Raw genomic sequence first — 15,985 nt, forward strand, 5'->3', positions numbered from 1 at the left:
ATGAGTAGAATCAACGAGCTATTTAACAGCGAGCTTCACGTAATCAATGTGGGTCTGGAAATGTTTAAAGACGATATTTTGAAGCAAAAAGGGAAGGTCTCCCACCTGGAGTGGAAACCGCCGGGCGGTGGCAAGCCTGAAGTGATCGCACTGCTTGACAAGCTGGATCAGCCGGAAATTCAGGAGAAAATCGAAGCGGCGAACAAGTTGGCCGTGGAGCGGATCATCAACTCCCAGCCGGTATTGATCGGTTTCGATCAGGCGATCAATGTCGTGCCGGGCATGACCAAGAAGACGATCCTGCACGCAGGTCCGCCTATTACGTGGGAGCGAATGAGCGGTCCGATGAAGGGCGCGGTCACGGGCGCACTGGTCTTCGAAGGCTTGGCCAGCAATCTGGATGAAGCGGCGGAACTTGCGGCATCGGGTGAAATCACGTTCTCGCCATGCCATGAGCATAACTGCGTAGGCTCGATGGCGGGGGTAACCTCAGCCTCCATGTTCATGCACATCGTGGAGAACCGGACATACGGCAATATCGCGTATACGAACCTGAGCGAGCAGTTATCCAAAATACTGCGGATGGGTGCCAACGACGAAACGGTCATCGCCCGACTGAACTGGATGAGGGACGTGCTTGGCCCGATGCTCCGGGATGCGATGAAGTTCTCTGAGAATGGCGTTGACCTTCGTCTGATGCTGTCGCAGGCGCTTCATATGGGAGATGAATGCCATAACCGCAACAATGCCGGCACGACGCTGTTAATCCAAGCGTTAACGCCGCTGATTCTGCGGACCGACTTCCCTACGGAGCAGCAAATCGAGGTTTTTGATTTTGTGGCAAGCAGCGATTACTTCTCCGGCCCGACCTGGATGGCGCTCTGTAAATGCGCGCTGGATGCGGCGCATGGGATTGAATACAGCACCATCGTGACCACCATGGCCCGCAACGGCGTCGAATTCGGCATTCGCGTCAGCGGCATGCCAGGCAACACCTGGTTCACCGGACCGGCGCAAAAGGTGGTTGGACCCATGTTCGCAGGGTATAAGCCGGAGGATTCGGGCCTTGATATCGGCGATAGCGCGATTACGGAAACCTACGGAATCGGCGGATTTGCGATGGCAACCGCTCCGGCGATTGTGGCGCTTGTCGGCGGAACCGTGGATGAAGCCATGAATTATTCGGTCAAGATGAAGGAGATTACGACCACGGAAAATCCGAACGTTACCATTCCTTTATTGAACTTTAGCGGCATTCCAACGGGCATAGATATTCGTAAAGTGGCCCAAACCGGCATCATGCCGGTGATCAACACGGCCATCGCGCATAAAGACCCGGGAATCGGAATGATTGGAGCGGGTATCACGCATCCTCCGGTGGATTGTTTTGAACAGGCGTTACTAGCTCTTAGCCAGCGCATTCAGTCATAGAACGGTGCCCCTTCAGGCATGCGCTAATGCCTGAAGGGTACCTGATGCTAGTTCTATAAGAGGTTGTTCAAAAAGTCCGCTTTTGATCACGAGGCAAATCGGGAAGTTGGTTCGGCATCGAATCTTGAATTCAGCCGGTCCTTCCGGTGCTCACGTACCCAAAACGTACGCTCCGCTCCTGACGTCCCTAGCTTTATCCAATCTTCTCGGTGCTGAAAACCGACCTTTTTGAACACGCACTATAAGTGTAATGATCTAAGGAGGCATTTATATGGATCAGGTACTCATGAAAATGTTATGGAAAAAAGGAGATTGGGCTGCGTTTTTCGGCTTGCTTGCCAATAATCTAACCAATCTGCTGACCATGATTTCACTTTTGATTTTTGTTGTAGGTTTTCCGGAAGATATGGTCTACGGAAGAGTAGTCCCTGCCTTCGGATTCGCTATTTTTATCGCAAGCATGGCTTACGGTTGGTTTGGATATAGTCTGGCAAAGAAAACGGGCCGCAGCGACATTACCGCGCTGCCGTCAGGTCCGAGCGCCCCATCGATATTTACCGTTACTTTTCTGGTGCTGATTCCCGTATTCAGACAGACCAATGATGCGACATTTGCGCTCCAGATCGGTCTGGTATGGTGCTTCTTCGAAGCCATGATCCTGGTTGTAGGTTCCTTCTTGGGCGATTTGCTCAGAAAAGTAATTCCAAGGACCGTTCTCTTGTCCTGTTTGTCCGGCCTTGGATTGCTGCTGCTTGCCATGAACCCGATGCTGCAATCATTCGAAACACCGATTGTCGCTTTTATCGTACTGGTCATCATCTTTATCAACTGGTTTGGTAAATCTCCAATATTCAAAAAAATCCCGACCGGTTTTCTGCTGCTCATTGCCGGTACCGTTCTGGCTTGGGTATTCGGATTGCAAAATCCAGAGGCGATTACGACGGCGTTGTCTACACTGGGCTTTAATCCGCCTGAAGTTCACATTACAAGCCTGTTTCAAGGAATACCTCATGCGCTGCCGTACCTGGCATCGGCCATTCCTTTGGGGCTCGCCAACTATATTTTTGACTTAGAAAATATCGAGAGCGCGCATGCTGCGGGAGATCCTTATAATACCCGGAACGTCATGCTGACGAACGGTGTGGCTTCCAGTATCGGTGCCTTCACAGGCAACCCGTTCCCGGTTACCGTGTACATCGGGCACGCCGGCTGGAAATCCATCGGCGCGGGCCTTGGGTATACGATTGCATCCGGCTTTGCCATGTTAATCATCTCGCTCTTTGGAATTGGAGCGCTGCTCCTGTCCATCATTCCGGTTGTCGCGATTGTACCGATCCTGGTCTATGTGGGCGTGGTCACGGCCAATCAGGTTGTAAGGGAGACACCTAAGAATGAAGTGCCCGTTATCTTCATCACCTTATTCCCTTGGATCGCCAACTGGGCTTTAACGCTTGCCAATAACATCTTTAATGCCGCTGAGACGACGGCTTCCAAGGTTGGCATCGATTTGTTGTTAAGCAAAGGCGTTTATTATAACGGACTGAATCATCTGGGGAACGGCGCACCGCTCAGCAGTTTGATCTGGGGATCAATTGCTATCTTCGCCATCTTGAATAAGCCGCTGCGGGCTGCCGTGTTCGCGGTCATCGCAGCCGTCCTATCCCTATTCGGCATTATCCATGCGCCTACGGTGGGATTTGCCCAAGATGCATTGATGCCGTTCGTATACGCATACCTGATGGTTGCGGCACTGTTTGTATATAAGCATTTTTCCGATCTACGCGATCCGGCAAACCAATTGAAGTCAGAGTAATGCCGGAATGCGCAGGTCTGAATATGTAGTCCGAAGTACAAGGGTTGAAAACATAAAATGAGGAGGTCACTCGATGAATGCTGAAGCGATGAATGACGAACTCATTCTGGCATGCGACCGAGGAGACTTGGCTGCGGTAGAGCGGTTATTGGAGCGTGGTGCCGATGTTCATCACAAGGACAGCCAGGGCCGGACGGCGCTAATGGCTGCAACACAGAAAAATCAGATCTCCCTTGCCAAAAGGTTAATCGAAGCCGGTAGCGACGTGAATGCAAGAGATATCACCATGTTAACCCCATATCTATGTGGAGGAGCTAACGGTTTTCATGAAATCCTGCGTCTGACTATCCAAGCAGGAGCGGATATCACCAGCGTAAACCGGTTTGGGGGAACAACGCTGCTGCCGTCAAGCGAAAAGGGATATGTAAGAACCGTTCAGATTTGCCTGGAAGCAGGCGTTGCCGTTAATCATGTGAATCATCTGGGATGGTCCGCGCTGCTGGAGGCGGTCATTCTTGGAAACGGGGGCCGGCTGTACTCCGATATCATTCAGCTTCTGGTTGAAGCAGGGGCCGACGTGCATTTGAAGGATCGTGACGGAAAGTCCTCTCTCCAGCATGCCGTGGAGATGAAGCAGCATAAGGTAATCCAGATTCTCAACAAACAAAGTATAAGCGTCCCGGATAGCATCCAACGAGTGAAAGAGCTGGCTAAGGCAGAGAAGTACGAGGAAGCTCTCTCGATCATAGACAACGCGCTGGGGGAAGAGGGTAATCCTGCCGACCTCTATTACTACAAAGGTTATTGTTCCGGAGAATTAGGACATTATGACGAGGCTCTGGTTGCTTACAATCAAGCGCTGTCGCTTGATCCCGGCGATCTCGACTTTTATTTCTATACCGCCAATGCTTATCGGATGATGAAACGTCCGGAAGAAGCCATTGCCGAATATGACAAAGCGATTGAGCGGAAGCCGGAGGAGACGTTCTACCGCTATCATAAATCCAATTATTTAAGGGAATTGGGCAGGCACGAGGAAGCCGTCATCGTGATGGATCAGCTGTTAGCGCAGCAACCTTGGCGTTATGATTTTTCCTTTCACAAGGCGAACAGCCTGAGATCGCTCGGTAAGCACCAAGAGGCTGCCGATGCGATAGACAATGCAATCACGCATGATCGCACCAATGGGTTATATCATTACCATAAGGGCCAATCCTTAAATTTGCTTGGTAACTATGCGGCAGCGATCGAGGAGATGGATCAGGCCATGCAATGCGGCCCCGATCATGCGGATTATTACTGCGAGAAAGCCAGCAGCCTGTTAGCGCTTAATCAGCCGGATCAGGCCATGACGTGGATTGAACAAGCACAGGCTATTCATCCGGACCATAGTAGAGCCAAAAGTTTGAAAGAAACCATAACAGCTGCTGCAAAACGATAATTCCATTCGAATGTAAACACATCTTTACGGAACAACTACGGTCTCTGGCGTGCCAGGAAAGATGGAATTCTTGGACTCGTTATTTACGGCGCGCCTTACGGCTCGTTTATAGAGGATCACTCAGCCAGAATTATCGGCTGATCGACCAGGAGGTTAGTCATGGATAAATTTGTAGTTGTAGCCATTGGCGGTAATTCGTTAGTCAAGGATAATGGCCGCGAGTCGATTAAGGATCAATACGAGGCAGTATGTGAAATTGCAGCCAACATTGCAGACATGGTGCAAGCAGGCGTCAACGTGGTCGTTACTCACGGTAACGGGCCGCAGGTTGGATTCGAGCTGAGAAGGAGCGAGGTTGCTTCAGAGGTCATCGGCATGAATGCCGTTCCGCTCGTGAATTGCGTGGCGGACACGCAGGGCGGCATCGGTTACCAAATTCAACAGGCGTTAACGAATGAGTTTATCCACCGCAACATAACGAAAAAGGTAGCGACCATCATCACACAGGTTGAGGTCAGCGAAGCCGACCATAATTTCCGAGATCCTTCCAAACCGGTCGGCTCCTTCTTCTCCCAGGAGCAAGCCGAGGAATTGAAGCGCGAGCATCCCGAGTGGGTGATGATTGAGGATTCGGGCCGCGGATATCGAAGGGTTGTTCCTTCACCTGCTCCCATTGATATTGTCGAGAAGGAGGCCATCCGTTCGCTGATCGAGTCCGGCTGTATCGTGATTGCCGTCGGCGGAGGAGGTATTCCTGTTATCAAGACGAAGGACCATACCTATGAAGGCATCGATGCGGTGATCGATAAGGACTTTGCCACAAGTTTATTGGCAGAGCAGGTAGATGCCGAAACGCTGATTATTACAACGGGCGTGCCCCAAGTATTCGTGAATTTCGGTACCCCGGATCAGAAGGCACTGGAAGAGGTCACCGTTGAAGAGATTAAACAGTATATGAAAGAGGGGCATTTTCCGAAAGGCAGCATGCTTCCTAAAATTGAGGCGAGTCTTAATTTTCTAAAGAAACCCGGACGCAGAGTCATCATTACGAATCCGGAAAGCTTAAGCGATGCCATCAAGAAACAGGCTGGAACGCATATTGTGAGCTAACGCTCAAGCTGTTGGCAAGTGAAACGCCAGAACCGCTATATTTACTTTTTTGAACATGGCCCGAGAGAGGGATACTTTGAAAAAAGTGCCTCTCTCGGGTTCTTTGCGATTTTAGGAATGGGATTAATCAAGGAGAACATATAATTTCTTTCTTTGGACAAGATGGTATAAAATATTTGAGACTAGATGTTTTCACTTCCCAATCTAGAAATCATACTCGGTGGCATTTTCATACAAAAGATAATTGGCCTGACCATAAAGGTAATGTTGATTTATACCATAATTCACTTCCAAAATGGGGTTCAGAGTAAAATTGGATAAACGACGATTTTTATTAACGTTTGGTCGTAATTTAGACCACAGTAATATCGACTACTTGGTAAAGAGCCGATTATCAAAGTATAAGGGCGGGATCCAAGAGGATTATTTTAACCCCATTCTACAAAAGGGGGCCGAAGTGATTTTGAACTACCAGATCATCGATACGAACTTTGATCGAATATCATCTAAGTATTATTTGGATGATTATCATATTACGGAAGCTCAGAAGAACGGTTTTTTACTTTCTTTAAAAAAGCTAAAAGGGACTCATGTCTGGTGCGATCCGCGAATTCAAGGTCATGCCTTTTGTGTAGTTGATGGTATCGAGTACAATTTTTATGTTTATCGATCACTTGAAGGACAAGATTACCGCTTTCCTCAATATTATTCTGCTGACAGTAATGCTGATCCTATTGTGCATAGTCAGTTGCATAAAATGCCTGAGGTAGAACAATATTTACAGTTTCCTTCCGATTTGAGTACAGAGGTAAAAGATGAAATAACGATCAAATGGATACAGAAATTGATTAAAATGTAGTAAGTAATTTGAAAAGTAAGACCCTGCACATTATATAGTGCAGGGTCTTTTATTTTTGGGATTATGGGAATTTTATAATTCTCATATGAATTAAAGTCACTGTTTGTTTCCAAAGAAACTCAAGAACGATGAAATCTTCCGGTTATTGGAACTTGACGGCGTCTTTTATTTTCCTCATACAGACAGCGATCATCATGCACGATTCTCCTTTTTAATAATAAAAAGAGGAAAAAACATCATGAATTCGAATATACTCTAGAAACTATACGAAGAGAGGGATACGCTAATGAATATGCAGACACTAGCAGAGAAAATAAGTGCCGGCGTGTTTAACGATATTCTAAAACGTGACTTTTCACAGGACATGATTTCTGAGTTAGAACAGATGAACGCGGTCCAAATGGAAAATAAATTGAAAGACATATTAGCCGTACCGATAGGTATATCCAAGCAGAGGGTATTCGAATATCTTCAATTGTATTATTCAGCCTCTTGGCAGAATCTCTTCATGGAGCTGAATATGCCCCGTGCTTTAAGTCTTTTGGAAGTTGGTGCAGGTGATATTGTTTACATTCCAAAGGCTTTAGACGCTTATTCCAAAAACATGGGCACCTATGTGACGGCCAATCTCAACAGGGAGCTGACACAAAATTTTCAGGAGAAAACGAAAGGAATGGACATAAACATACAGGTTGTTGAGGACGATGCCGCAAATATTGGTTTATATTATCCAGCGTCTTCTTTTCACGTTGTTGCTTTTCATCACGCTATTAACGATATCATCCAGACGATTATCGCCAATCGTGAGGGCATTGATACAGTAAATAATGATTGGTGGACAATAGAACCTCTAATGTTGCAAGCTGTTATGGATTATCATAGAAAAGGCATGTTGAAGGATGCAGCCTATCATGAGTTTATCCAAATCATTGACACAAGCCATAAGCAGTTAAGAAGAGGAGGATACATGATATTCGATAATATTACTTATTCTGGATATGATGAAATGGGTTATTCCTCTGAATTTCACAGCAACTATATCCAACTGGCTAGAAGCTGGATTAGCGAAGCAAATCTAGGTCTGGAAGAGATTGAAGTCGAATCGTATGATAAACAATGGTGGATGATATTGAGAAAAGTATAATCATAGTTTAAATTCTTGTAACAACATAGTTTCAATAAATACATCCGAATTCAAGTATAATTGTCAGGAGTTGATGTAGTAGTGAGTAAGCCGGTTATGCAGGTCGCTCTGGTCGTCGGACCGGATTGCGATATGGAGAGCCAAGCCGTAAGGGCGGCTCTGGAGTATTTCGGGGTGCGCGTTTTTACATATTGGATCGGGAGGCCGAATGATCTGATCTCTGTCTTGTCGGGTGATGAATTATATGAAGGCACCGATATGATCCTATTGAACTTTCACGGGGATGAAGGCAGCTTGATCATGCCGGAGCTTGGCGAAGAGGTATACCAGGATGATGAGCCGAAGGGCGGTTTCGGAGCGGGCGAGATTCTGCGTTACGCGAAGCTGGACGGGAAGACGGTGATCGCGAACGGCTGCTCGCTGGGGGATCCAGCACTGGCTGACGCTTTCCTGGAGCGGGGCTGCAAGATGTATATCGGGCCGGATGACTATCCGGACGGCAACGATGCACTGATGTTCGTTCTGCGGTTGTTCTATGAGATCGTTCAGCAGGGACGGGACGTGAAGGAAGCCTTTGCGCAAGCTGTAACGATGAGTGGTGAGCTATCCATGTACCGGCTTTATGAACGACAGGAATAATAGGTGAAACTCTACCCCGGGCGTGCACGGCTAAATGAATTCTATTTCGACAAGGGACGTTGTACATAAATGCATTTGAATGAAAAGAGGATCGGTGTTATCGATCCTCTTTTTACTTATTATCCTTTTTAGCGTCTGAATTATCCTTTTGTGCTACTTCTATGGCTTCTGAAGTTGAACAAGCCATGTTCCAGCATCACCCTTCTTAAAGATTATATGTTGATTATAGACTCCGTACAGTCCGTTTTCTATAATGTAATGAAGATCTGGCGAGTTAGTGAAGGAGAAATGATGAAACTACGTTCACGCAAATATTATTTTCGGCTGCTAATGTTTAGTCTGCTGATCGGAACGCTTCCAGTCATCATTGTAGGGACGGTCTCTTACTACAAATCATCGTCCATCGTGCAGGAAAAGGTCAATCAGAGCAGAATGGAAACACTGCAGCAAATGCAGCTTCGGATGGAACAGGTTTTAAAAACGATCGACCATTCTGTTACGCAATATATTAGTTTACCAATTGTCGTGAATGCGATGTCATTGCCCTATTCAGGCGGGGATTATCAATTGTACCGTGAGATGTATCAAAGTATGATTCGCAGTCAAACGTTCGAACTGGCTGTTAGCAATATGACCGTGCTTAATTTGAATGGGAGATGGGGGATTGATAACAACAATATTTTTACATTTGATGATGTCAAAGAGATGGAGAAACTACTTCGTTATGAGACGCTGCCATCGTTCTCTGCCTGGGTGACAAATGATACGACGACGGATTCATCGCCGAGCATCAGCTTGGTCAAAAAGATTCCGCTTAACTCGCTGAAGGCGGAGGGGCTGCTCATTGTGACAATCGCCGAGTCAGAGCTGGCTCGTCTTCTGGAGGCCGACAATCGGATTGGCAGTATGGTCGTATTTAATCAAGAGTACCAGGTCTTGACTCAAAGTCATCCGTCGTCATCGAAGTTTGAGGAGCTTGTTCCTTTGCTTCGTAAGCAGCATGAAGAGGAAGGGCATTATAATGTTAAGCTGGCAGGCGATGATACGAGTGTTATTATGCGCAAATCCAATTATAATGGCTGGACGTATATTTCGGCCATTTCGATTAAAGACATTACACGTGATTCACGTTCGATAGGTTGGATGACACTGGCAGTTTGTGGTCTGCTAGTGCTGCTGACTGCTGCCTTTTCTTTATTCAGCTCCAAGTCGTTTTACCGGCCGGTTCGCCAGCTAGTCCGTGCTGTTGCCGAGCGTATTGGTGATGCACCCCAAGAAGACAAGGGAGATGAATTTGCACTGATTGGCAGCCGGGTACAGGCGATGCTGCAATCGGAATCGAAGCTGTCGGCACAGGTCGTTGGTCAGATGCGTGAGTTGAGGCGGTTTTTTGTTATTAAGCTGATTCACGGTGAAGTGCGTGAAGCGCAGTTGCGGGATTATTTGGAGGAATATCATTATCCGCTCGATTGGTCGTGGCATGCTGCGCTTGCCATTCAGATTGACTCACTCGAAGATTCCCGTTACGAAGAGAGAGATCGTGATTTGCTGTTGTTCGCCATTGCTAATATTGCGGGAGAACTGATTCCGGACAAAGAGCGGCTTGATCCCGTACTATTGGAGCAGTCGCAAATTACGATAGTTGGAGGGCTTGACGGTTCACAAGCACAACAAAAGGTGCAGCTTTTTGGTTGGGCAGAAGGCATTCAGCAAGCGGTACGCGAGTATTTGGGCTTGCAAGTAAGTATCGGCATTAGCCGTCCGCAGAAGCGGTTAATCGAGGCGGCTGATTCCAGCGAGCAAGCAATTGAAGCGCTTCATTATCGGATTCGTAATGGGATGGAGTCGATTTTATTTATTGATGATGTTACATATGGCGATCCGGTTGCCAGCGTGTTCCCTCAGCGTGTCGCCAAGGAGCTGTACAATTCGGTAAAGCTGTTAGAGCGTGAGCAGGCTGATGCTTTGCTGGAGCAATGTGTCGGAGCGATTTTTCAGGAGCGTGCGGATTGGCGGCAATATCAGCTATCACTTGTTCGGTTGTATGCCATGCTGACAGAGCTAGGGCAATCGGATAGCGAGACGTCAGCGGCGCCGGTGCCGTTGGATCAAGAAAAGCAGCTGTTTGAAACGCTGCTCGCATTGAAGACTCAGGAGGAAATCAAGCTGTGGTTGCGGGAAACAGTAACACATCCGATTATGCTGCAATTGGAGCAGCAGCGAAAATCGCACGCCAGGCATGTGTCCGATCAAGTGTTGGAGATGATTCATCTTCGTTTTGATACAGAATTGACGTTGGAAGCTTGCGCAGCGCAGCTTAATTATCACCCTAACCATCTTGGGCCGCTTTTCAGCCGTGAGCAAGGGATCAGCTTTAGTGAATATTTGCAGCATTACCGCCTGGAGAAGGCGAAACGGTGGCTGATAGAAACCGATATGAAGATCGGGGAGATAGCCGAAAAACTTACGTATACGAACCCGCAAAATTTTATCCGGTTCTTTCGCAAGATGGAGAACATGACGCCTGGACAATATCGGCAATTGCATCAACCGCATAACTGACCGTAACCTCCGACTAGCCGGATGTATTTCTCCGCTGCTGGCCGGAGGTTCTTTGTATGTGCGCATTGCCGATGATTATCGATGACGTTCTAATGATTACTCAGTGCCGTACAGCAACCTCCCTGTCTATGGATTATATCCCGATTATAGACGCTTGCCGCTTTCGCCGATTATCGTGAGATTAGCACAAATAAACACGATATGAGGCAAAGGTGGAGTAGAGATGAATCATAATCAGGAGGGCCTTGGGGTGGTCTTCTTTTCGAAAGGATGGCAGCTGCGGCTGCTGCGTGACAAATGGCTGTATGTGATGCTGCTACCAGGCTTGCTGTATTTCATTTTATTTAAGTATGCGCCGATGTGGGGGCTGCTGCTGGCGTTCAAAGATTATCAGCCGTTTCTCGGATTTTTTGGAAGCGAGTGGGTGGGTTTGAAGCATTTTGAACGGCTGTATGCAGATCCGCTATTTTGGATGCTGCTCAAAAATACGTTGATTTTGGCTTGCTACAATATTCTTTTCTTTTTTCCGGCACCGATTGTGCTTGCCTTAATGTTGAATGAAGTAAGGCGTGAAGCGTTCAAGCGGAGCATTCAGACGATTATTTATGTGCCGCATTTTGTGTCATGGGTTGTCGTAGTCGGCATTGCCTATACGTTCTTTACAGTGGATGGCGGGCTGATTAATGAAGGAATCGCTGCGATGGGAGGCAACAAAATCAATTTTCTCGTCAGCGCCGAATGGTTTCGCTCGATGATTACGCTTGAGGTGATCTGGAAGGAAACGGGCTGGGGAACCATTATTTTTCTCGCCGCCTTATCTGGCGTTGACCCGCAGCTGTACGAAGCAGCAAGAATGGATGGCGCAGGGCGAATGCGTCAGCTATGGCATGTGACGCTGCCAGCGATCCGCTCAACGATAGTCATTTTATTTATTCTCAGGCTGGGTACATTCCTGGATACCGGATTCGAACAAATCTTTCTCATGCTGAACGCGATCAATAGGGAAGTTGGAGAAGTGTTCGACACCTTTGTTTATACGGCAGGCATTACGCAGGGACAATTCAGCTTTAGTACAGCGGTTGGTCTGTTCAAGTCGGTGGTTGGTTTTGTGCTGATCGTTGGTTCGAATTGGGTTGTGAAAAAGTTTGGCGAGGAAGGGGTGTACTAGCATTGACCTATGACCGTAATTTAGCCAGCCGGCTGTTTAATGCGGTGAACATGACGCTGCTCGTCCTGATCGCCGCTATGATGATCATTCCTTTTCTGTACATTATTTTGATTTCTTTTGCAACGGAAGAGGAGGTATTGGCCAAAAGCTTTCTGCTATTTCCGACTAAGTTTTCTTTGACAGGCTACCGGTATATTTTGTCAACACCCATTCTGCTCCGCAGCCTAGGGGTTACAATCGGGGTTACCGTGATCGGAACGTTAGTCAATTTGCTCATGACAGTACTGATGGCTTACCCGCTGGCACGTAAAGATTTGTATGGCAGGCAACCGATCATGCTGATGATTATTTTTACAATGGTTTTTAATGCCGGCATTGTGCCGACCTTTCTCATCGTCAAAGGACTACACTTGACCAATACGTATTGGGCGCTCATCATGCCCGGTGCAATTAGCGCGTTCAATTTAATTATTATAAAGAACTTTTTCCAGCAGCTGCCGGACGGCTTGGAGGAATCGGCCAAAATTGACGGCTGCAGCGACCCGGGGATTTTGTTTCGGATCGTGATCCCGCTCTCGATGCCGGCAATTGCGACATTTGCGCTTTTCTATGCGGTCAATCATTGGAATACGTTTTTGAGTGCCATATTGTACATCAATGATTCTAGCAAATGGCCGATACAAGTGCTGCTGCGGCAAATCGTTATTCTCTCGGAAAAAGGGTTGTCCGATCTGAGCGAAGCTCCGCCGCCGCCGTCAAAGATTATTAATATGGCCGTCATCGTGTTTTCGACTGCTCCGATTCTGGCCGTCTATCCATTTTTGCAAAAGCACTTCGCCAAAGGGGTGCTGCTCGGCTCGGTTAAAGGATGAGCATGCTCATCTTTTAATAAACTAGGATCTAATTTGAAGGGGGAAACGAAAGTGGGAAAACAGAGGTATAAGCTCGCAATGGCTGGTCTTGCAGCAAGCTTGGCTGTATCCATGTTAGTAGGGTGCAGCAGCAATTCAGGTACTTCGGGAGCGGGGGATGTGCTGCATATTACGATGATGAATCAATATTCGTCGCCGGAGCCGCCGCGCGCAGACAATCCGTTCGTGAAAAAAATCGAGGAATACACCAACACAAAGCTGGATATTACATGGATTCCCGGTTCGGCTTACAACGATAAAGTCAATGTATCGATCGCCTCCAACGATTTGCCGCAAGTGTTGATGGTACAGGATCCCAAGTCTTCCTCGATCATAAACGCTCAGCGTTCAGGCATGTTTTGGGAGGTAGGGCCTTACCTTAAGGATTATCCTAATTTAAGCAAATATAATGCCAACCCGCTCGTACTGAACAATATCTCTGTTGATGGTAAAGTATACGGCCTTTATCGAGCCAGAGCATTGGCGCGCCAAGGGATCGCTTTTAGGCAGGATTGGCTGGACAATCTCGGTCTCAAGCAGCCGCAGACGATCGATGAGCTGTATAACGTGATTAAAGCTTTTACGCTGGATGATCCTGATAAAAATGGCATGAAGGATACATTCGGTCTTGTAGAGGCTGAAGATTCCAATAGCGGAATGGGGGCGGCCGGTCTATCGGGCTTCCGAACGATCGCTTCCTTCTTTGGTGCCCCGAACCAGTGGGAAGTGCGGGACGGCCAGGCTGTGCCTGAATTTATGACGGAGGAAAATATGGAGGCGCTCAAGTTCTATAAGCGGCTGTATGATGAGAAGCTTTTGAATCAAGATTTTGCTGCGACCAAAGCGGGCAAGCAGGGTGAGCAGTTCTATCAAGGCAAAGCCGGCATGATGTTTACGACATTGGATTTTATCATTACGGGCGGAAATGAGATGAAGAAGGCCAATCCGGATGCGAAGGTAGACATTGTCAGCCGGATCAAAGGGCCGAAAGGCGAGCGTGTTTTTGCTACTACCGGCTATTTCGGCGTCTTCCTCTTCCCAAAAGCGACGGTGAAAACAGAGGCAGAGCTAAAGCAACTGCTTGCTTTCTTCGATAAGATCGTGGATGACGAAATGATATTTAATTGGACTTGGGGAATTGAGGGCGTTCATCATACGAAGGACAGTACCGGCGAACCGACGATCTCCGATCAGACCGCATATAGCAATGAAGTATCACCGCTGAAGCAGCTGCCTACTTATGATGGAGCGCTCATGATTTGGAAGGGCAAGGGCGAGGCGGATAACAAGTTTCGCACCATGATGAAGGACAACGAAGCGATTGCGGTAACCAATCCGGCAGAGCCGCTTATTTCCCAGACCGCAGTAGAAAAAGGAACGGAGCTGAACAAAATCATTACAGACGCCCGCGTCAAATTCATTACGGGAGCGATCGATGAAGCCGGATATAACAAAGAGATAGAACGTTGGCGTACGCAAGGCGGCGAACAAATTATTCGCGACTATACGGAATTGCTTGCCAAGCAGGGGAACTAAGCTTGCTGACAGAGAGGAGTATTACTAAAGATGAATGGTGAAGTACAGCAGTTTGATATTGTCATTGCAGGGGCAGGAGTGGGCGGCATTAGTGCCGCCCTGGCAGCGGCGCGGCTGCAATGCCGTGTCCTATTGATTGAGCAGCGGGCGGAAGTAGGCGGTACTGGGGTGTTCTCTAGCGTGTCGCTTATATGCAATTTTCGCGATTCGGGAGGAAGGCCGGTGACGAGTGGCATCCATCGGGAGCTGTTTCCCGCTGCCTACACGCATTATAGCGAACAGATGGTTCCTACCTATGATGAGCGGGAGCTGAAAGCAACTTATGTGTCGCTGTTGGCGGCAGAGCCGACATTGTCTGTCTGGACGGGAAGTTCAGTCGTTAAGGCAGATATGGAGCAGGGAAGAATTGCCCGTTTGCATATTGAGGGAGAGCGGCAAGCGGTCATTGAGGCAAAAGTGTATCTTGATGCCACTGCGGATGGCAATTTATCTTATTTGGCCGGGCTTGAATACCGGCTTGGCCGGGAAGGCGATGGCAAGCTGCAGTCTGCGACCGCTACCTTTAAAGTGAGCGGCTTTGCTCCAGCATTATTGAAAGAGCAAAATTACCGGTCATGGGCAGGAATCCATTCCTTGCGCAGTGAATTGCTGCCCTATTATTTGGCGCTGAAAGCAGAGAATCGTACGAGCAATCCCAGGCAATCGGTAACTTGTTTTCCGTATCCGAACGAGGACGCACTGCTGTTCAATTCAACCTCGGTGCTGGATGTAGACCCGACGGAGCCGGATTCAGTCGTTCGGGGAATGGAAGAAGGGGGCAGGCAGGCACGGGAGCTCTTTGCTGCGATTACCGGGCATCCGGCATTTTGCGCTGCCAGGCTGGATTATGTTGCGCCTAAGCTGGGTGTACGGGAAGGCAGACGCATTGTAGGTGAATATGAGTTGACGGGGGAGGATTGTCTCGGAACGAGACAGTTTGACGATATGGTTGCCGCTTGTGCCTACGCGCTGGACATTCACAATCCGGAGGGCGGGCCGACAAGACTGGAGAGCATCCCTGCTCCCGGCTATTATCACATTCCATACCGCAGTCTTATCCCGCGCGGTTGCAGCAATTTGCTGCTTAGCTCGCGCTGCATAAGCGGCACGCATGAGGCGCACAGCTCCTACCGGATTATGGCCTCGATCAGCGCAATCGGCGAGGCAGCCGGAACAGCGGCTGCAATCTGCGTCATGCAGAAACTACAGGACGTTCGGGAGGCGCGTGCTGAGCAGATCCGTTTTGTGCTGCAATTGCGCGGTCAATTTGTGGAAGGGGAGGTGGAGCGAATTGAGCTGCCGGTAGCCACAAAGCTATACCCTCAATAAGTA

12 protein-coding genes are annotated in these 15,985 nt (G+C 48.2%); all 12 read left to right on the forward strand.

What is annotated here, in order from left to right; translation table 11 throughout:
- The 12 genes from CRG97_RS05725 (at window position 1) to CRG97_RS05785 (ending at window position 15,982) form a co-directional block, all read left to right on the forward strand.
- Entirely contained in the window at window positions 1–1,431 is a 1,431-nt protein-coding gene (locus CRG97_RS05725; protein WP_098742155.1) for a YlbE family protein, read from the forward strand.
- 271 nt (window positions 1,432–1,702) lie between these two features.
- On the forward strand, window positions 1,703–3,244 hold the full coding sequence (locus tag CRG97_RS33540; protein WP_098742156.1) for a xanthine permease: 1,542 nt from the start codon (window positions 1,703–1,705) through the stop codon (window positions 3,242–3,244).
- Between the two features lie 73 nt (window positions 3,245–3,317).
- A complete protein-coding gene (locus CRG97_RS05735; RefSeq protein WP_098742157.1) occupies window positions 3,318–4,685 on the forward strand; it encodes a tetratricopeptide repeat protein in 1,368 nt (455 codons plus the stop codon).
- Window positions 4,686–4,844: 159 nt separating this feature from the next.
- Window positions 4,845–5,795, forward strand: a complete 951-nt coding sequence (gene arcC, locus CRG97_RS05740) for a carbamate kinase (RefSeq protein ID WP_098742158.1) — start codon at window positions 4,845–4,847, stop codon at window positions 5,793–5,795.
- Window positions 5,796–6,108: 313 nt separating this feature from the next.
- Window positions 6,109–6,654 carry a hypothetical protein gene (locus tag CRG97_RS05750; RefSeq protein WP_098742159.1) on the forward strand — a complete coding sequence of 182 codons (546 nt, stop codon included), beginning with the start codon at window positions 6,109–6,111 and terminating at the stop codon, window positions 6,652–6,654.
- Window positions 6,655–6,940: 286 nt separating this feature from the next.
- A complete protein-coding gene (locus CRG97_RS05755; protein WP_098742160.1) occupies window positions 6,941–7,798 on the forward strand; it encodes a hypothetical protein in 858 nt (285 codons plus the stop codon).
- A gap of 81 nt (window positions 7,799–7,879) precedes the next feature.
- On the forward strand, window positions 7,880–8,437 hold the full coding sequence (locus CRG97_RS05760; protein WP_098742161.1) for a delta-aminolevulinic acid dehydratase: 558 nt from the start codon (window positions 7,880–7,882) through the stop codon (window positions 8,435–8,437).
- Between the two features lie 288 nt (window positions 8,438–8,725).
- A complete protein-coding gene (locus CRG97_RS05765; protein WP_161952918.1) occupies window positions 8,726–10,999 on the forward strand; it encodes a helix-turn-helix domain-containing protein in 2,274 nt (757 codons plus the stop codon).
- 223 nt (window positions 11,000–11,222) lie between these two features.
- Window positions 11,223–12,167: an ABC transporter permease gene (locus tag CRG97_RS05770; protein WP_098742163.1), complete on the forward strand. Its 945-nt coding sequence runs from the start codon at window positions 11,223–11,225 to the stop codon at window positions 12,165–12,167.
- 2 nt (window positions 12,168–12,169) lie between these two features.
- The gene (locus tag CRG97_RS05775) at window positions 12,170–13,039 is read left to right on the forward strand and encodes a carbohydrate ABC transporter permease (protein ID WP_237566309.1); all 870 of its coding nucleotides are present in this window, start codon (window positions 12,170–12,172) and stop codon (window positions 13,037–13,039) included.
- 51 nt (window positions 13,040–13,090) lie between these two features.
- Window positions 13,091–14,614, forward strand: a complete 1,524-nt coding sequence (locus CRG97_RS05780) for an extracellular solute-binding protein (protein ID WP_098742164.1) — start codon at window positions 13,091–13,093, stop codon at window positions 14,612–14,614.
- Window positions 14,615–14,644: 30 nt separating this feature from the next.
- Complete coding sequence (locus tag CRG97_RS05785; RefSeq protein WP_098742165.1) at window positions 14,645–15,982, forward strand: FAD-dependent oxidoreductase; 1,338 nt, start codon at window positions 14,645–14,647, stop codon at window positions 15,980–15,982.
- The last annotated feature ends 3 nt before the right edge of the window (window positions 15,983–15,985 follow it).

The organism is Paenibacillus sp. EZ-K15, from assembly GCF_002573715.1.
Taxonomy (GTDB): Bacteria; Bacillota; Bacilli; order Paenibacillales; family Paenibacillaceae; genus Paenibacillus_AQ.